This window comes from Arthrobacter sp. BK1, from assembly GCF_056680055.1.
Map to the genome: position 1 here is coordinate 3,051,511 of NZ_CM155263.1, position 16,000 is coordinate 3,067,510.

Here is a 16,000-nt window from a genome sequence, read left to right on the forward strand (position 1 = left end):
ACTCGTTACTTCGCGTTGTCATAGGAGTCCACCACGGCAACACTGACCGGGAACTCCACAGGGATGGGCCCGAACAGGAGTTCCTTCGCGGCACTGGCGGCCTCCTCGATGGCGCGGACGCAGGCCGCAACCCCGGCCTCCGGGGCGTGAACCATGACCTCATCGTGGAGGAAAAAGACCAGCTCCGCCTGAACGGAACGCTCGGCACGCAGGGCGCGCAGCCGCCGTCGTAAATCCGCCAGCCAGCACGCCGCCCAGTCAGCGGCCGAGCCCTGCACCACAAAGTTGCGGGTGAAACGGCCCCGGGAGCGGGCGATCGCTTCGGCCCGGCGCTGTTCCTCGGCCGACGCCGACTGCTGGCTCCGGAACCAGTGTTCCGACGGCGGCGGGCTGCTCCGCCCGAGGCGGGTGGTGACGGTGCCGCCGGCTTCGCCCTCGCGTGCGGCCTGCTCCACGAAGCCGACGGCGCGCAGGTAGGTCTTCGCCAGCTGCGGCATGAGCCGCCCGGATTCCCCGGTGGTGGCACCGTAGATCGCGCCCAGAAGGGCCACCTTTGCCTTGGCGCGGTCGCCGCCGAATCCCTGCGCTGCGATGCCCGCATACAGGTCCTTATCCCGCGCGGCCTCGGCCATTTTCGAGTCCTGCGCCAGGGCCACCAGAACCCGTGGTTCCAGCTGGGAAGCGTCCGCGACGATGAGTTTGTGGCCCGGAGCCGCGTGGACGGCGCCGCGGATCTGGCGCGGGATCTGCAGGGCGCCGCCGCCGCGGGAAGCCCAGCGCCCGGACACCACCCCGCCCACCACATACTCGGGCTGGAAGCGGCCGTCCGTCACCCAGGCATCCAGCCAGGCCCAGCCGTTTGCGGTGTGCAGGCGGGACAGTTTCTTATAGGCGAGGAGCGGTTCGATGGCCGGATGACTGGATTCCTTCAGCTCCCACTGCCGCGTGCTCTTCACCTCGATGCCGTTGCGGTGCAGGGCGCGCATCAGTTCCTGCGGCGAATCGGGGTTCAGCCCGGGTGAATTCAGCAGGTCCTTCAGTTCCGTGTTCAGCGCCTCCAGCTTTGCGGGGCGGTGACCCGATGGCGGGCGTGGGCCGAGGTGTTCGGCGAGGATCTGCTCATGCAGGTCCTCACGCCAGGGGACGCCGGTGTGCTGCATTTCAGCGGCGATCAAGGCGCCCGCCGATTCTGCGGCCAGCAGGAGCTGGAGACGTTTCCTTTTGTTCTCTTCCAGGGCGACGGAGGCGATGGCAGCCTGCTGAGCGGCATATTCGCTGCGCAGATCGGCCAGGGTGAGGCGCGGCGCTGACCCGCGCGCGGGGGATTCAAAGAGCGCTCCCTGGTCTGCCGGCGGGGGCGGCGGCTGGAGGGAACGGGGCGGATGCAGGGGATCGTCCAGCGTGACCTTCTCCGCATTCATGGCGTACTCGGTGTGGGCCGTGAATTGTGAATAGGCCAGGATATTGCTGCTCAGGCCCAGGTCGTAGCAGCGTTCCAGCTCCACTCCTGCCGCCAGCAGTGCGGGGTACCAGTCCTGGGTACGGTGCCAGATCCAGCGCGGCGATGCCTCGCGCGGCCGGTTTTCCAACTGGCGTACGACGCCGGCCAGCTCACCGGTGCTGATCAGCCTCGGTTCGGGGCGGTCCGGGTGCGGAGCGCCGGCTTGCGTCAGCTGCTGGAGGGCTGCGCCGTTGGAGTGGGCAGCGAGCAGCAGATACATAGGTCCAATTCTGCCCTGTGGCAGCGACACTCCTGTGCGGAGGTTATCCACATGGGGTGGTTGCCCCCTGTTTTCTGCCGCCGGCCGCGGTGGAGAGTTGCTCCATGAGCAGGCACCAGCAACAGCCATCCCCGTCCGAGTGGCCACTTTCCGGGCTGGCGCGTCCACACGGGCTGGCCCGCCCGCCTGGGCGGGACGCGGCAGCAGGTCCTTCTCCAGCCGGACAGGCGGCCGCCGCGTGGCTGCCGGACCACGCGGCCGCGGAGGTGCTGCTGGTGACCGGATACGCCGTACTCCAGGGCGAAGTGGAGCAGATCGTCGCGGCCGCCGGTGGACATCTGCGCGTGGTGGAGGATGTGGGCGAGGCCGCCAAATACTGGGACTCCGCCGCCGCAGTGCTCGTGGGGAGCGATATCCGTGAACTGCCGCCGCGTCGGAAGTCGCCGGCGGTGTTGGTGGGCCTGAACGGTGAAGGGGACAGCCTCTGGCATCTGGCCGCAGCCCTTGGTGCCGAGCGCGTGGCGGTGCTTCCTGATGCCGCGGCCTGGCTGGCCGAGCACCTGAGCAGGTCCCGTTCGCCTGAGGCCGGCGGGCTTGTGCTTGGCATAACAGGAGGCTGCGGGGGAGCAGGGGCCACCACCGCTGCCATCTGGATCGCCCAGGCCGCGGCCGGACTGGGCGTGCGCGTACTGCTGGTGGACGGCGACCCGTGGGGCGGCGGCCTGGAACTCGCCCTGGCCGCTGAGGAGACTCCCGGGCTGCGCTGGCCTGACCTTGCGGATGCGAGCGGCAGCATCGACGCCGCGCAGCTCGCCGATTCCCTGCCCGTCGCCGGAGGGTTTTCGTTCCTGTCCTGGCCCGGCAGCCGCGACCGCCCGGCGCCCGTCGACGCCACCACCACCGGAGGCGTGCTGGACGCTGCACGGCGGGGCTATGAGCTGGTGGTGGTGGACATCGGCCGCGGTGCCGAGCCTGTGCACACTTTCGCCTGGGACTGCGACCGCATCCTGGTGGTGGTTCCGGCGCAACTGAAGGCTGCGGTGGCAACGGCGCGGCTCCTGCAGGAACTTCCGCCCATTGAAGCGGCCCTCCTGGTGCGGGGCAAGGCCGGTGCGGCCTTGGACAGCGGGCTGATCGCCGGCGCCGTCGGGCTTCCGGTCCAGGGCCGCGTTCCGGAGCTGCGCGGTGTGGTTGCGGCCGCCGAGAACGGGCGGCTCCTGGAGCTGGGCAAGCGGCGCAGCGTCAGGCATTTTGCCGCTGCGGTGCTTGACCTGTTCGACGAAGAAATACCCGCAGGTGAGCTGCAGTGAGTACGCGGCAGCCTCTCCCGCCGCCGTCCGCCGGCCACCTCACGGGCCAGCGCCGCCGCCAGGCCCGTGTGCTGGATCCCCGGGTCCTGGACGCTGCACTGCTGGAGACCGTCCGGGAATCCGTGATGTCCGACGCCGGACCTGTCACACCCTCCCGCGTTGCGGCGGCCGTGCAGGCCACCGGGAGGCTGCTGGGGACCGCCGGGTCCCTCGCCGCCGTGGAACGTATCAGTGCGGAGCTGAACGGGCTCGGCCCGCTCCAGGAACTGACCAGGGACGTGCAGGTCACGGACATCTTCGTCAACGCCCCGGACTCGGTCTGGATCGACCGGGGCAGGGGTATCGAACCGGCAGGGGTTTCGTTTTCGGGTGAGGCGCAGGTCCGGGCTTTGGCGTCACGGCTGGTGGCAGCCGGCGGGCGGCGGCTGGATGACGGGTCACCCTGCGTTGATGTCAGGCTCGACGGCGGCTACCGTGTCCACGCCGTGCTGCCGCCCATTTCAACGGCGGGCACGCTGTTGAGTGTCCGGATCCGGCGGGAGCAGGTCTTCTCCATGGCTGAACTTCGCGCCGGCGGGATGTTCGAGAGCGTGATGCAGGATGTTCTGGAGCGCGTTGTTGAGCAACGGCTGAGCTTCCTCATCAGCGGTGCCACCGGCTCGGGCAAGACCACGCTGCTGTCCACCCTTCTGGGGTTGTGTTCCCCGGCCGAACGGCTCGTCCTGATCGAGGATGCCTCGGAACTGAACCCCGTCCACCCGCACATCGTGTCCCTGGAATCCCGCCACGGAAACCTGGAAGGAGGCGGCGAAGTGGATTTGGGTGAACTTGTCAGGCAGGCCCTGCGGATGCGCCCGGACCGGCTGGTGGTGGGCGAATGCCGCGGGGCGGAGGTCCGGGAACTGCTGACCGCCATGAACACCGGCCACACCGGGGGCGGCGGGACCATCCACGCGAACGCGGCAACCTCGGTTCCGGCGCGGCTGACTGCGCTGGGCGCCTTGGCCGGACTGGGGCCGGACGCCGTCCGGCTGCAGGCAGCCAGTGCCCTCGATCTGGTGGTCCATGTGCAAAGGTCCCGCAACGGCCGGCACGTCGGGTGTGTGGGTCTGCTGCAGGACGGTCCCGGCGGGCTTTCCGTGGTGCCGGCTTTGGAAAGCGGAGGCGGGCGGCTCACCACCGGGCCCGGCTGGGAACCGTTGTGCGGACGGCTTGGAATGTCCCCCGTTGTGGACACTGTTGTATGAGCGTCCTGCTGGCCACGGTTCTGGTGCTTGCCGCCGTCCTGCTCTTCCGGCCGCCCGGCGGGGCAACGGGCCGTTTTCGCAGGGCAGTGGGTACCACCGAAGCAGGCTACCCGGGCGGGGGCCGGTTGGGGCTGGTCCCGGCCGGTTCGGGAGGCGGCAGCAGTTTGGGCGGCGGCAGCTTGGGTGGCTTCAGCGTGGGAAGTTTCTTCGCAGGCGGCCCCGGATCAGGGCACAGGTCAGGGCAGCAGCAGGCTGGCCTCTCCCTGACACTTTTGGTCCAGCAGCTCGCCGCGCTGTTGAAGGGTGGGCGCACCCCCGCACGGCTGTGGGATGAGCTGTGGCTTGTGCACGCGGGCCGGGCTGAAGCCGGTGCCGGCGGCATCTCCGGTGCCGCCGCTGTGCGCGTGGACCGCGGCGGCCGGGCAGTCAGAGTCTCCGGCCGGCGGTCGCCTGGGCGCCCCGGCGCGAGCCTCAGCGCGGGTTCATTGGTGATGCTTGGTGCCGTCAGGGCAGCCGCCCACCGGGGATCGCCGGTGTCAGCGGCGATCAGGAATTCCGTGCACCCGGCCTTCGCGCGCAACGATGGCAGGGAATCCCGGATCTGGTGTGAGCTGGCTGCGTGCTTTGACATCGCCGAAGCCAGCGGCTGTCCATTGGCCGATGTCCTGACGCGGTTTGCCGCCCAACTCGAAGTCGAGGACGACGCCGAGGCCGCCCGGCAGACGGCGCTTGCCGGGCCCAAAGCGACAGTCACCCTCCTGACCTGGCTTCCGCTGATGGGCCTGGGACTGGGAATGGCCCTGGGCGTCGATCCGCTGTCCATCCTGATCGGGACGCCGCTGGGTATGGCGGCTTTCGCGGCGGGAGCGGCACTGACCGTCGCCGGAAGAGCCTGGTCCGCCCGTCTGGTCCGCTCGGCTGCCGGGGCCGCCGGGGCGGGGCCAGCGTGACGGCGGCGATTCTACCCGGGCTGGTTCTCAGCGTTGTTCTGGCCGTCGCCGCCTGGCTGGCCTTTTCCGGGCCTGTGCGCGTGCGGCTGCGCCTGCTTGGACTGGGCAGTCAGCCAGGCCGCGAGGCGCGCACGGGCCAGGCCTGGAACGGGCAGGGTGCAGGCGACACGGCCGGCCCCGGCGGCGGACATCACGGCTTGCACGATCCAGCCATGATGCTGGAACTCATAGCCGCGATGCTGGACGCAGGCTCAGGGATCGGACGCTCGCTGGAACTGGTGGCGGCCTCGGCATCAGCGGATTACAGCCGGGCGCTGCGGCCGGTGGTTTCGGCGCTCGCCATTGGAGCTGACTGGGAGACGGCCTGGCGCAGTTCCGAGGTGCGGTTTCCTGAGATCCTGGAGTTGCGGGATGCGTTGGGGTTTGCTGCGCTGACAGGTGCGCCATCGTCGGCCATCCTTTATGCGCAGGCAGCCAGGCTCCGCCGGGAAAGGTTCCGCGCAGCTGAAAAGCGGGCGGCGTCGCTGGGGGTGAAGCTCGTCATTCCGTTGGGTTTGTGCTCGCTGCCGGCTTTCATCTGTTGGGGCGTAGTCCCCGTTCTCCTGGCACTGGTGCCCTCGGGGTAGCACGTGAGCCCGTGCGGTCCTGGTACCCCCGGGTAGTAGTTTGTGCCCCCCGCGCTCCTGGTGCCTTCGGGGTAGTCCTTGTCCCCGACGGGTCCGAAGGGCTGCGGGCCCTTACCAGCGAAGTCAGTTTCCTCCGCGTCTGTCTTCGTCCCAGGGAGGCATCGTATCGAGCGACGGGGCATCGACCCCGTACTTGGCCTGAATCGCTTGACGGATACGCCTGTCGGCCTCGGCGGCCGCTTCAGAATCGTCTTTCCATGTTGAAGAGACACCGAAAACCTCAAATACATCCTGTTCGGTGGCGCCTGCCCACCAGCGGGGATCCTCGGTCTTGCCCAACCGCTGAAGGATCTGTGCCCGCTCACGCTCATACTGGCCCTTGACCAGGGCGATTTTTTCGGCTGGGCCCCTGCGTTGCTGTTCGAGCCGCATGTTCCGCATGAACCCCAGCACCTCCCCCTGCTGGCCGATGACCTGCAGCCTTTCAAGAAGCGTGCGTTCGTCCCCGTGGTCCGTACTGTTGTCCTCGCCCATGGCCAAAGCGTAGTTCCTGTGCCCTGAATCAGCGGTGATTCCTGGCCGGACTTTGCCGTCGACTTTTCCTCCACATCCCCTCCATTCCTGCAGTTTTCCACTTACCCACCGCCTGCCCTTACTGTCGTTGGCCGAGCCGGGAAGAGTCGGATCAGCCGGCAACTCAGCCGGAACACAGGAGGGGAACACCATGACCACCGTCAACCGATATTGCATTGAGTGCCATACCGAATCACACCTAGCCAACGGAGGACTGAGTACTGCATTGTCGAGCGCAGGTGTAACTGCTGCAGATTCAATGAGCGCACGATCAACCGGCCCTGGATCAACCGGCCCTGGATCAGCCGGCAATGGATCAACCAGTACGGGATCAGCCGGCAATAGATCAACCAGCACGGGATCCACCAGCACCGGCTCAGCCGGCACGGACCCGGCCGGCACAGCTTGGGCCACCACTGAAGAGGGCAGCAACGTGGTGGAGTTCCAAGCCCGGGCGGACAGGACCAGGACCCGCAACAGCTGGCTGCTGGGGTCAGAGGCAGGTATGGCAACCGCGGAGTACGCCATCGCAACCCTGGCCGCCGTGGGATTCGCAGGCCTGCTGGTCTTCATTCTCCGCAGCGACGAAGTACGCGGGTTCCTGCTCACGCTCATCCGCACGGCGCTGGCCCTGCCGTGAGCCGGGCGCCGGCAGCGCCACCCCCGGAGCCGCGCCAGAACACGGGGGCGGGCTTGGCTACGGTAGCCCGCTCCAGCCGCTCCACCGGGTCCACCGGGTCCAGCCGGCCTTGCTGGCCAGGGCACGGCAGCCGGGGGCTGGGGAGTGCCCGGGGCGCCGTGACGGCTGAGTTCGCGGTGGCGCTGCCGGCGGTCCTGCTGCTTCTGGCGCTGCTGCTTGCCGGAGCCGCTGCCGGTGTCACCCAGCTCCGGCTTGAGGAAGCGGCGCGCGCAGGTGCAAGGGCGCTCGCACGCGGTGAGGACCCGGCGGCAGTCGAGGGGATCGTCAGGACCTTGGCCGGGACCTCGGCTACGGTGTCCGTGACGGCCGACGGCGAGTGGCTGAGCGTCACTGTGGCCGACGGGGTGGTTGGCCCGTTGGGGGCAACCGTTCCCTGGACGCTGACGGCCAAGGCCACCACCCGCAGCGAAACACCGGCCGCCTCGTCCACTCCGAAGCTCGAGCCGGGGTCATTTCCGGCGCTCTCAGCGCAGCCAGAACACTCACAGAAGGTGCGGGCGTCTTTCACCCAGCCCCTGGCGGAGGCGGGGACGTGAACGGCCAGCGCCCGGACCACCCGGAGCGCGGATCGGGGACCGTCCTGGCTGCCGGACTGGCGCTGGTTGTCATCATGGCCATGGTCCTGATGCTGCTTCTGGCACAGTCTGCGGTGATGGCAAGCAGGGCAGCCGCGGCAGCGGACCTCGCCGCCCTCGCCGCTGCTGATGCCCTGCGGGGCCTCACATCGGGGGAGCCCTGTGCCGTAGCGGCCGCGGTGGCCGCCCGCCACGCTGCCACCCTCGTCAGCTGCGGCGAGGGTGCCGGCCAGACTGTCGAGGTCCGGACGCAGCTGATTGCGCGGACGATGCTCGGTCCCGCCAGCGGTCAGGCCCGGGCCGGTCCGCCGCCCTGAACCGCAGCCGGACTGAGCGCCCGGTCGTGCTGGGGCGTAAGTTCCGCATGCTGGGGAGGTGCTTCGCTGGCATCCCTGAGCAGGACGTTAATGAGCGTGATCGCCGCGGCCTTGTCCAGCGGGTTGTTCTTGTTTCCGCATTTAGGGGATTGGACGCAGGAGGGGCAGCCCGACTCACACTCACAGGCTTTGATGGCGTCCCGCGTAGCGGTCAGCCACACCTTGGCTTTATCGAACCCGCGCTCGGCGAATCCGGCCCCGCCGGGGTGCCCGTCGTACACAAAGATGGTGGGAACTCCTGTGTCGGCGTGGATGGCCGTGGACACTCCACCGATGTCCCAGCGGTCGCTGGAGGCCACCAGCGGCAGGAGGCCGATCGCTGCGTGTTCCGCGGCATGAAGGGCCCCCGGGAATTCCGCCTCGATGAGTCCGGCGCCGGTCAGTGAACGGTTCTCCACCACAAACCAGACGGCCTTGGTGAACAGGTCCCGGGCGCCGAGTTCGAGCGGCTCCTCGCCCAGGATCTCGTTCGAGATCATGGCCTTCCGCTGAAAGGAAACCACCTGCGTTGTCACTTTCACATCGCCAAAATGCACGGCCACGTCGCCCCACTGCGCCGTCCGCTGCGTTTCGAGTACCTCGATCTGCGTTACATCCCGGGCGGTGGTGTAATAGTCCGGGTTCGCCCGGCGGACCACCACACAGTGGTCGTCCTCGTTCAGGTCCTCCACCACGTAGCTGTCGCCCTGATGGACGTAGACCGCCCCGGTGTGAGCCTGGTAGTGCGTCTGCGGTGAGTCCATGGTCCCCAGCAGGGAGCCGGTATCGGCGTCCACGATGCTTACCGGGCCGCCGCCGTCTGCCCTCAGGTTCACCATCGCGGCAGCGCTCTGGGAATGCGTCCAGAACCAGCCGGCCGGCCGGCGGCGAAGATAGCCCTGGTCCACGAGCTGCCCCAGCAACTTCTCGGCCGTGCCGCCAAAAAGGCCGAGTTCTCCCACGCCAAGCGGCAGCTCGGCCGCGGCGGCACAAAGATGCGGGCCCAGCACATACGGATTGGAAGGATCAAACACTGTTGCCTCAACCGAGACGTCGAAAATTGCCTCCGGGTGGTTCACCAGATACGTGTCCAGCGGATCATCGCTGGCCACAAAAGCGGCGATGGCATCCTGGCCTGCCCGCCCGGCCCGGCCGATCTGCTGGAACAGCGAAGCCCGGGTTCCCGGCCAGCCCGCCACCAGGACCGCATCCAGTCCGGAAATGTCGATCCCCAGCTCCAGCGCGGAGGTGCTGGAAACGCCCAATAGTTCGCCGGACCTCAGCGCTTTCTCCAGAGCCCTGCGCTCCTCGGGCAGGTAGCCGGAACGGTAGGCGGCAACACGTTGCGGCAGGCTCGGGTCCACTTCGTCCAGCAGGCGTTTGCTGATGGACGAGATCGTTTCGGCACCCCGCCTGGACTTGATGAAGGCGATGGTGCGGATCCGGGACGAAACCAGGTTGGCCAGCAGATCGGCTGTTTCCGCCACGGCGGTGCGCCGCTGTGGCGCACCGTTCTCGCCCTTAAGATCCATGAGCGCCGGCTCCCAGAAAGCCACGGTGGTGGAGCCGTGCGGTGAGGAGTCCTCGGCGACAGCCCGGACAGGTGCCCCGATCAGACGCCCGAAGGAGGTGGCGGGCTCCGAAGCAGTGGCAGACGCCGCGATGAACACCGGCCCGGGATGGGAGGTCCCGGCACCGTAGTAGGCGCAGATCCGGCGCAGCCTGCGCATCAGGTTGGCTACGTGGGAGCCGAAGACCCCGCGGTAGCTGTGGGCTTCATCCACGATCACGTACCGCAGCCGCCTGAAGAAGCCGGCCCACCAAGCATGGTTGGGAAGAATGCCGAAGTGGAGCATGTCCGGGTTCGCCAGGATGAAGTTGGCGTGGTCCCGGATCCAGCGGCGCGATGCAGGGTCAGTATCGCCGTCGTACGTCTCAGCTCGAACAGTGGGCAGCTTCAGGGAGCGGATCGCTGCAAGCTGGTCAGCAGCCAGGGCCTTCGTCGGCGACAGATAAAGGGTTACGGCGCCGTCGTCGTGGATCTTTCCGGGTTCGGCCAACACCCGGAGTTCAGAGCGGTGGATGGCGTCCAGAGCCGGCAGCTGGTAGGCGAGGGACTTTCCGGAGGCGGTGCCGGTGGCGATCACTACATGCTCACCGCCGTGGGCGAGGTCCGCGGCCTGGATCTGGTGCCGGTAAGGCTCATGGATGCCCAGGGAGCCATAAGCGGACACCAAATCCGGGTGGGCCCAGTCCGGCCACGGCTGGTGGACCGCCTTGCGGGCGGGAATGGTCCGGACATGACGCAACTGCTCCGGGTCCGGGCCGCGGCCCAGCAACGGAATCAGCGAGTCATGGGGGTTCACCCCAACATTCTTTCACCCGAGGAAAAATCGCGGGTCAGCCGGCAGGTCCGTCAGGGAATCAGCCCACGGAGAGGTCGGTGCCCTCATCGGAGAGTGACAGCATCAGGACCCGGCAGACAGTGGACCAGCCGAGGTGGGAATAGAGTTTCTGACCGTCGAGGGAAGCCAGCAGCAGGCCGTTCTCCACATCCGGTCCGATGGCCTGGGCAGCCAGAGCTTTCATGATGAAGCTGCCCAGACCCCGGCGCTGGAACGTGGGTTCGGTGACAATCTTGTCGAAGACCGCCGTCCCGTCAACCACAAAGACCCTCCCGCTGGCGGCCACGGTATCGCCCGAGCGGACCACCGCATGGTGGACGCCGTCGAGTTCTGAGGTCACCAGTTGGAGGTCGTCGTCCGAAAGCCAGGGATCTTCAGTGTCCTGGGTTTCCATGTCCACGATCATCATCGCCTGCGAAGCGGACGTCACGTTCAGCGCGTGCTTTTCGGCCAGCTGGGTGTACCTCAGGACGTCGTTGGTGAGGATGGTCAGCACCCTGGTGGGGGCTTCAGCAGTCTTCGCGGCCAGGGCTGCGAACTCGGCGTCGGAGGGGTCATGGGCGAAATATTCCCATTCCCCTGTCGTGTCAGCCCGCAGGACTGCGGGGAAGCGGCCTTCAACTGAGGGCTGGTAGCCGCGGCAACCGGCCCAACCGGCTACCCAGACTTCAAGAAGGTTCGTGATGTTTCCAACCAAGGCGTCGGGACTCATGTGATGAGGGTATTCCAGCCCCGTCACAAGCAACAGGGGTTCTGTCGGCTGATCTGACTTGCTTATGTAATCGTGACCCGGAAAGACTGGCCGAATGCCCGCGGAAAAAGAAGTGCTCCAGCCGTATGCTTTGCCGCTTTCCCTGCTGGTCTGTGCCGCCGCGGCTGTGGCCATGGTGGGCGGCGCCCGGCACTGGGAAATCTCCACGGGGCTCAGCGGCGGCGCCGGCGAAATCGCGGCCGCAGTAACGGCAACCGCGGTGCCCTTCGCCGTCGTCGTCCTTGGCTACCGGGCGGCCGAAACCGCGCTGAACAGGCGGGACGCTGCCAGCGCCGCCCGGTCTGTCAGGACATAGGGAACCGGGCTGATCCGGCACGGGCAAAGCCAGTACCCTTAAATACGTGGCTTTGAACCGAATTGTGCTCTTTTACGGCTTTACCCCCATCGCTGACCCGGACGCGGTGCGGCTCTGGCAGCGTGCCCTCTGCGAAAAACTGGGGCTGACCGGACGCATCCTGATCTCCAAGGACGGCATCAACGCCACAGTGGGCGGAGAGATCGGGGCGGTCAAGCAGTACGTCAAAACCACCCGTGAATATAAGGGCTTCCACGGCATCGACGTTAAATGGTCCGACGGCGGCGCAGAGGACTTCCCGCGGCTGAGCGTGAAGGTCCGGGACGAGATCGTCTCCTTCGGCGCTCCCGGCGAACTTAAAGTCGACGGGAATGGCGTGGTGGGCGGCGGCACCCACCTCAAGCCCGAGGAACTGCACGAACTCGTGGATGCCCGGAAACAGGCCGGCGAGGACGTGGTCTTCTTTGACGGGCGCAACGCCTTCGAAGCCCAGATCGGCAAGTTCAAGGACGCGATCGTCCCCGATGTCGCCACCACCCACGATTTCATCAAGGAACTCGACTCCGGAAAGTACGACGCCCTCAAGGACAAGCCGGTGGTCACCTACTGCACCGGCGGGATCCGCTGCGAGGTGCTCTCCAGCCTGATGGTTAACCGCGGCTTCAAGCAGGTGTACCAGCTCGACGGCGGGATCGTCCGCTACGGCGAGACCTTCAAGGACCAGGGCCTGTGGGAGGGCTCCCTGTACGTGTTCGACAAGCGCATGCACCTGGAATTCAGCGAGGACGCAAAAACCATCGGTGCGTGTGTCCGCTGCTCCGCGCCCACCAGTAAATTCGAGAACTGCTCGAACCTCAGTTGCCGGACATTGACGCTGTACTGCGCAGACTGCGCGTCCAGCCCCGAGACGCTGCGCTGCCCCGAAGGCTGTGCGGCCTAAACGGGCCCACGGAGCCAAAGTGGCCTAAGGAACAAGCGGCCTCCAGTAAACCCAAAGGCCTCAGAGCCGGGTGATCCGGTATGCGAAGTTGGCCGCGGAGCGTGCTTCCACCCGGAAAATCAGCGCAGACTCTGCCGACAGGTAGACCACCTCTTCCCGCAGTGCTCCGCAGCGCAGGCTGAGGTCCACCACGGTGACGTCATCGGTGCGGACCGTAAAGCTCACCCGCCGCTGGCTCCGGCACAGCAATGTCATGAGGTAAGTCCCCGCCGGCAGCGCCGCGGTGGTCCCGTTGTGGACCTCCAGGGCCTGCAGCAGCCCGTAGCCCCGGTGCGCGGTCTCCGGGCCTTCCCCCATCTGGGACCTCTCCAGCCAGGCGTCCACTCGAGCCTCACCTACGGGGTCCTGCCGCCAATAATCCGAGGACGGCCCGGCCTGGGTGACGGCCGGCGCGGCCGTGATCTCCTGGGCGGGCCGCCAACCGTCGTCGTACGTGTATTCACACCCCGTCAGTGACGCACCGGCCAGCATGGCGCCGGTTGTCCACAGCACAACGGCGGACCGCACCCGGGTGCGCCACTGAAGCTTCCGGGGGTGGAACCCCGGAAGGGCTGGCGCATCGTGGCGCGGAGGCGCACCCTGCGGGGCGGGCATACTCCGACTGTAGGCCCGATCCGGGGGTCAAGACAGTGCCCCGGGCCCCCTGCTGGAAGGTAGGGGACCGCTACCCTGCCGCCACCAGCCGGTAAGCGTAGATGAGCGGTGCGTCCAGGCTGGAAGCGCTGAACTCCAGGGTGCCGCTTTCGGTCAGGGTGATCTTCTCGGATTCGCGGGTTCCGTAACAGGCAGCGCCGAGGTCGGCCAGTTCCTTGCCTGAAGACCGCACCGCGAGAAAGGCCTTGCCGCCGCCCTCGCAGACGAGCGTGAGCGTGTAGCTGCCCGCCGGAACCTCCGCCGTCCGGTCCACGGGCCGGGCATTAAGGAGCTTTCCGGCATCCTCGGCCACAGTGCCGCTGGCCGACGGAAGTGCGGTGGCCTTCCAGGACGGCACATCCGCGTTCTCCACGGAGACCTGCGCGCTGCACGCCGTAACGGACAGCAGGGCAGCGGCGGCCGCCGCAACGGAGAGGGCACGCGGCAGGAAAGGAGAACGGAAAGCCATGCCTCCAACTTACCCGCGACTTCCCGCCCGGCCTTTACCCGGCTATCAGCTCCGGCACCTCGCCCCGGTGCAGCGCCACATACACCCTGTCCCGCAACGAGTTGGCCTCCCGATCCGTCAGCGTCCGGTCCAGCGGCTGCAGCACCAGCCGCAGCAGCACGTTCACCTGCCCCGCCCGCATCCGGAGGCGCTCGACGGCGGCCCGCGGCAGCTCCGCCGTCGGCGTTACTGCTTTGACCTCCAGCGCCGCCAGGACGTCCGCGTCCGCCCCCAGTGCGGTGCGGGCAAGATCACCGAGGAGTTCGACGTCGGCATCGGCCTCCGCGTCCAGCACCAGGGAGAGGTCGCGCCGGATCTCAGGCAAGGCGGAGACGGGACGGTACGGCGCCAGGTCCAGCATCTGCGACTGGACGTCCGGATGCCCCGAGCGGAGCAGGCGGATGTCCGTGATCCCTTTCCGCAGCATCAGTGCCCGGTCCATCCCCATCCCCAGGGCCAGGCCGGCCCAGCGCCTGGGATCGAGGGCCGAGCCGCGCAGGACATCTGCCGCCACCAGCCCGCACTCGGCCAGTTCCAGCCATTCGCGCCGGCCATCAGGCTGCGTCACCAGGACGTCCAGCTGCCTTCCTGCGGCTGTGTAGCTGTGCCGGGCCGGGGTTGAGCGCCACTGCACGTCCGGATGCGCGGACGAGGGGAGAACCGCTTCCACCACGGCCTCCAACATCGCGTCAAGGTCTGAGGGCCCCAGCAGCCCCCGTGCCTTCAGCCGCCAAAGATCCACCTGGTGCGGGGCGCCCACGTGGATGCGGTCGATTGCATCGCGGCGGTACACCAGGCCCGGCAGCACGTGCAGCCGGTCGTAGTGGCCCTGCTCGCCCCGGAGCGAATCCAGCAAGGCAGGAATGCCGGCCGACGTGTGGCTGCGCAGCATCACGGTGGGGCTCACGTGCCGGGAATACCGTGAGTCCCGGGTGACGTCGTCGGGCGAGTATCCCAGCCGGTCGTAGTTGTCGGCGGTGGCAACCAGCGGGTTGAGCCGGTGGGTGAGCGACGGCACGCCCCAGAGCCGTTCCAGGGCGGCCACCATGTCGGCCAGGAGCAGCTGCATGGCGTGCGGGCCGGCCGTGGGATCGGAGAGGTCGCGCAGGGAAAGGGCGGTGTTGAGCTGGGCGAGGGAAAGGTAGGTTTTCATGTCAGCGGGTCCTTTGGTGCATCAGGTACGGGAGGGGGAAATCACCCTCGACCGCTGAGCCGGACGGACCCCGGCAGCTGCAGTCAGGCGCGCGATGGGAAGCCCGTGCGGCCGGAAAGCGGCCGAGGGCTGATAAATCGCTGCTGGATTTGCATGGATCCATAGTACGCCGGGACGGCCGGGCCTGTGGGAAAGTCCTGAAGCGCAGGCCACAGCTGAACACTTGACGTTGACGCTGCGTCAAGATCTATCGTCGAGGTATCAGCCCGGAAAACTGGCCGGGAACGGACGGCAAGGGCCAGCAACGGCAGGGAACCGCCAAGCCTAAGGGTTCGAGCGGAACCAACTCAGGAAAGGAGGAGCTCATGGACTGGTCCATCCAGGAGATAGCCCGGATCGCCGGCACCACCAGCAGGACTTTGCGGCACTATGACGGGATCGGCCTGCTGAAACCCAGCCGGACCGGCCACAACGGCTACCGGTACTACAACCAGGCGGCCCTGGTGCAGCTTCAGCGCATCCTCCTCCTGCGCGGACTGGGGCTGGGCCTGCCGGTGATCAGCCAGGTGCTCAGCGACCAAACGGACGCAGCCAAGGCCCTCGCCGGCCACCTGGAATGGCTCCAGCAGGAACAGGACAGGCTGGCGCGCCAGATCGCGTCGGTCACACAAACTATCGAAGCAGTGAAAGGAGGTGGCGAAATCATGGCTGAAGACATGTTCAACGGTTTCGACCACACGCAGTACAAGGATGAAGTGGAGGAACGCTGGGGCAAGGACGCCTATGCCCGCGGCGACTCGTGGTGGCGGGGGATGAGCGCGGATGAGAAGGCCGCGTGGAAGCAGCGCTCGCAGAAACTGGGCGAGGACTGGATCGTGGCCGCTACTGGGGGCATCGCCCCGGACAGTGCCGAGGCCCAGGCGATCGCGAAGCGGCACGTCGAGTGGCTCACCGGCATCCCGGGAACCCCGACGGCGGACGCAGCGGGTGCCTCCGGCGGCACGTCAGGCGGCAAGTCGCACGTGAAGGAGTACGTCACCGGGCTCGGCGAAATGTACGTGGCAGACCCCCGCTTCGCCAGGAATTACGGCGGCGCCGAAGGGGCGGCTTTCGTCCGGGATGCGCTGAAGGCCTACGCGGAGCAGAACCTTTAGCAACCTGGGGCGTGGGCAGCCG

17 protein-coding genes are annotated in these 16,000 nt (G+C 67.5%); 10 read left to right on the plus strand and 7 right to left on the minus strand.

Annotated features, from left to right (window positions below):
• Positions 1 to 5: 5 nt before the first annotated feature.
• Positions 6 to 1,721, minus strand: a complete 1,716-nt coding sequence (locus AC1MCA_RS13920; protein WP_479798255.1) for a bifunctional 3'-5' exonuclease/DNA polymerase — start codon at positions 1,719 to 1,721, stop codon at positions 6 to 8.
• Between the two features lie 104 nt (positions 1,722 to 1,825).
• On the opposite strand from AC1MCA_RS13920, the gene ssd reads away from it, so the two are divergent.
• The 4 genes from ssd to AC1MCA_RS13940 are packed head-to-tail and all read left to right on the plus strand — an operon-like array spanning position 1,826 to position 5,854.
• Positions 1,826 to 3,031: a septum site-determining protein Ssd gene (gene ssd / locus AC1MCA_RS13925; RefSeq protein ID WP_479798258.1), complete on the plus strand. Its 1,206-nt coding sequence runs from the start codon at positions 1,826 to 1,828 to the stop codon at positions 3,029 to 3,031.
• On the plus strand, positions 3,028 to 4,278 hold the full coding sequence (locus tag AC1MCA_RS13930) for a TadA family conjugal transfer-associated ATPase (protein WP_479798259.1): 1,251 nt from the start codon (positions 3,028 to 3,030) through the stop codon (positions 4,276 to 4,278). Before ssd ends, AC1MCA_RS13930 begins: the two co-directional genes overlap by 4 nt.
• Entirely contained in the window at positions 4,275 to 5,228 is a 954-nt protein-coding gene (locus AC1MCA_RS13935; protein WP_479798263.1) for a type II secretion system F family protein, read from the plus strand. The genes AC1MCA_RS13930 and AC1MCA_RS13935 overlap by 4 nt, the downstream gene beginning before the upstream one ends.
• Positions 5,225 to 5,854, plus strand: coding sequence for a type II secretion system F family protein (locus AC1MCA_RS13940; protein WP_479798267.1), 630 nt, complete (start codon positions 5,225 to 5,227; stop codon positions 5,852 to 5,854). Before AC1MCA_RS13935 ends, AC1MCA_RS13940 begins: the two co-directional genes overlap by 4 nt.
• 123 nt (positions 5,855 to 5,977) lie before the next feature.
• Here AC1MCA_RS13940 and AC1MCA_RS13945 read toward each other — a convergent pair whose 3' ends face one another.
• Positions 5,978 to 6,388, minus strand: coding sequence for a hypothetical protein (locus tag AC1MCA_RS13945; protein WP_479798270.1), 411 nt, complete (start codon positions 6,386 to 6,388; stop codon positions 5,978 to 5,980).
• Positions 6,389 to 6,686: 298 nt separating this feature from the next.
• On the opposite strand from AC1MCA_RS13945, the gene AC1MCA_RS13950 reads away from it, so the two are divergent.
• The 3 genes from AC1MCA_RS13950 to AC1MCA_RS13960 all read left to right on the plus strand — a co-directional run bounded on the left by AC1MCA_RS13950 (position 6,687) and on the right by AC1MCA_RS13960 (position 8,019).
• On the plus strand, positions 6,687 to 7,067 hold the full coding sequence (locus AC1MCA_RS13950; RefSeq protein WP_479798272.1) for a DUF4244 domain-containing protein: 381 nt from the start codon (positions 6,687 to 6,689) through the stop codon (positions 7,065 to 7,067).
• A gap of 158 nt (positions 7,068 to 7,225) precedes the next feature.
• Positions 7,226 to 7,663, plus strand: coding sequence for a TadE family type IV pilus minor pilin (locus AC1MCA_RS13955; protein WP_479798275.1), 438 nt, complete (start codon positions 7,226 to 7,228; stop codon positions 7,661 to 7,663).
• Positions 7,660 to 8,019, plus strand: coding sequence for an Rv3654c family TadE-like protein (locus AC1MCA_RS13960; protein ID WP_479798281.1), 360 nt, complete (start codon positions 7,660 to 7,662; stop codon positions 8,017 to 8,019). The genes AC1MCA_RS13955 and AC1MCA_RS13960 overlap by 4 nt, the downstream gene beginning before the upstream one ends.
• Here the strand turns inward: AC1MCA_RS13960 and AC1MCA_RS13965 are convergent.
• Together AC1MCA_RS13965 and AC1MCA_RS13970 are read right to left on the minus strand one after the other, a co-directional pair.
• Positions 7,992 to 10,424 carry a DEAD/DEAH box helicase gene (locus tag AC1MCA_RS13965; RefSeq protein WP_479798283.1) on the minus strand — a complete coding sequence of 811 codons (2,433 nt, stop codon included), beginning with the start codon at positions 10,422 to 10,424 and terminating at the stop codon, positions 7,992 to 7,994. The two genes, AC1MCA_RS13960 and AC1MCA_RS13965, sit on opposite strands and share 28 nt — an antisense overlap.
• 58 nt (positions 10,425 to 10,482) lie before the next feature.
• On the minus strand, positions 10,483 to 11,175 hold the full coding sequence (locus AC1MCA_RS13970) for a GNAT family N-acetyltransferase (RefSeq protein ID WP_479798286.1): 693 nt from the start codon (positions 11,173 to 11,175) through the stop codon (positions 10,483 to 10,485).
• 94 nt (positions 11,176 to 11,269) lie between these two features.
• Between AC1MCA_RS13970 and AC1MCA_RS13975 the strand changes: the two genes are divergently transcribed.
• The gene (locus AC1MCA_RS13975; RefSeq protein WP_479798290.1) at positions 11,270 to 11,530 is read left to right on the plus strand and encodes a hypothetical protein; all 261 of its coding nucleotides are present in this window, start codon (positions 11,270 to 11,272) and stop codon (positions 11,528 to 11,530) included.
• A gap of 46 nt (positions 11,531 to 11,576) precedes the next feature.
• Complete coding sequence (trhO, locus tag AC1MCA_RS13980; protein WP_479798293.1) at positions 11,577 to 12,470, plus strand: oxygen-dependent tRNA uridine(34) hydroxylase TrhO; 894 nt, start codon at positions 11,577 to 11,579, stop codon at positions 12,468 to 12,470.
• A gap of 60 nt (positions 12,471 to 12,530) precedes the next feature.
• Here the strand turns inward: trhO and AC1MCA_RS13985 are convergent, their stop codons facing one another.
• The 3 genes from AC1MCA_RS13985 to srmL all read right to left on the minus strand — a co-directional run bounded on the left by AC1MCA_RS13985 (position 12,531) and on the right by srmL (position 14,824).
• Positions 12,531 to 13,124 (minus strand): hypothetical protein, encoded by a 594-nt coding sequence (locus AC1MCA_RS13985; RefSeq protein WP_479798297.1) that lies wholly within the window; start codon positions 13,122 to 13,124, stop codon positions 12,531 to 12,533.
• Positions 13,125 to 13,194: 70 nt separating this feature from the next.
• Entirely contained in the window at positions 13,195 to 13,632 is a 438-nt protein-coding gene (locus AC1MCA_RS13990) for a hypothetical protein (protein ID WP_479798299.1), read from the minus strand.
• 34 nt (positions 13,633 to 13,666) lie between these two features.
• The gene (srmL, locus tag AC1MCA_RS13995; protein ID WP_479798301.1) at positions 13,667 to 14,824 is read right to left on the minus strand and encodes a PheS-related mystery ligase SrmL; all 1,158 of its coding nucleotides are present in this window, start codon (positions 14,822 to 14,824) and stop codon (positions 13,667 to 13,669) included.
• A gap of 365 nt (positions 14,825 to 15,189) precedes the next feature.
• Between srmL and AC1MCA_RS14000 the strand changes: the two genes are divergently transcribed.
• Positions 15,190 to 15,978 (plus strand): MerR family transcriptional regulator, encoded by a 789-nt coding sequence (locus AC1MCA_RS14000; RefSeq protein ID WP_479798303.1) that lies wholly within the window; start codon positions 15,190 to 15,192, stop codon positions 15,976 to 15,978.
• Positions 15,979 to 16,000: the final 22 nt, after the last annotated feature.

Bases quoted from the DNA above. Each gene is read 5' to 3' on its own strand.
- AC1MCA_RS13985 (WP_479798297.1), bottom strand. From the start codon at position 13,124: ATGCCCGCCCCGCAGGGTGCGCCTCCGCGCCACGATGCGCCAGCCCTT.
- AC1MCA_RS13945 (WP_479798270.1), bottom strand. From the start codon at position 6,388: ATGGGCGAGGACAACAGTACGGACCACGGGGACGAACGCACGCTTCTT.
- ssd (WP_479798258.1), top strand. From the start codon at position 1,826: ATGAGCAGGCACCAGCAACAGCCATCCCCGTCCGAGTGGCCACTTTCC.
- AC1MCA_RS13975 (WP_479798290.1), top strand. From the start codon at position 11,270: ATGCCCGCGGAAAAAGAAGTGCTCCAGCCGTATGCTTTGCCGCTTTCC.
- AC1MCA_RS13990 (WP_479798299.1), bottom strand. From the start codon at position 13,632: ATGGCTTTCCGTTCTCCTTTCCTGCCGCGTGCCCTCTCCGTTGCGGCG.
- AC1MCA_RS13935 (WP_479798263.1), top strand. From the start codon at position 4,275: ATGAGCGTCCTGCTGGCCACGGTTCTGGTGCTTGCCGCCGTCCTGCTC.
- srmL (WP_479798301.1), bottom strand. From the start codon at position 14,824: ATGAAAACCTACCTTTCCCTCGCCCAGCTCAACACCGCCCTTTCCCTG.
- AC1MCA_RS13920 (WP_479798255.1), bottom strand. From the start codon at position 1,721: ATGTATCTGCTGCTCGCTGCCCACTCCAACGGCGCAGCCCTCCAGCAG.
- AC1MCA_RS14000 (WP_479798303.1), top strand. From the start codon at position 15,190: ATGGACTGGTCCATCCAGGAGATAGCCCGGATCGCCGGCACCACCAGC.
- AC1MCA_RS13970 (WP_479798286.1), bottom strand. From the start codon at position 11,175: ATGAGTCCCGACGCCTTGGTTGGAAACATCACGAACCTTCTTGAAGTC.
- AC1MCA_RS13950 (WP_479798272.1), top strand. From the start codon at position 6,687: ATGAGCGCACGATCAACCGGCCCTGGATCAACCGGCCCTGGATCAGCC.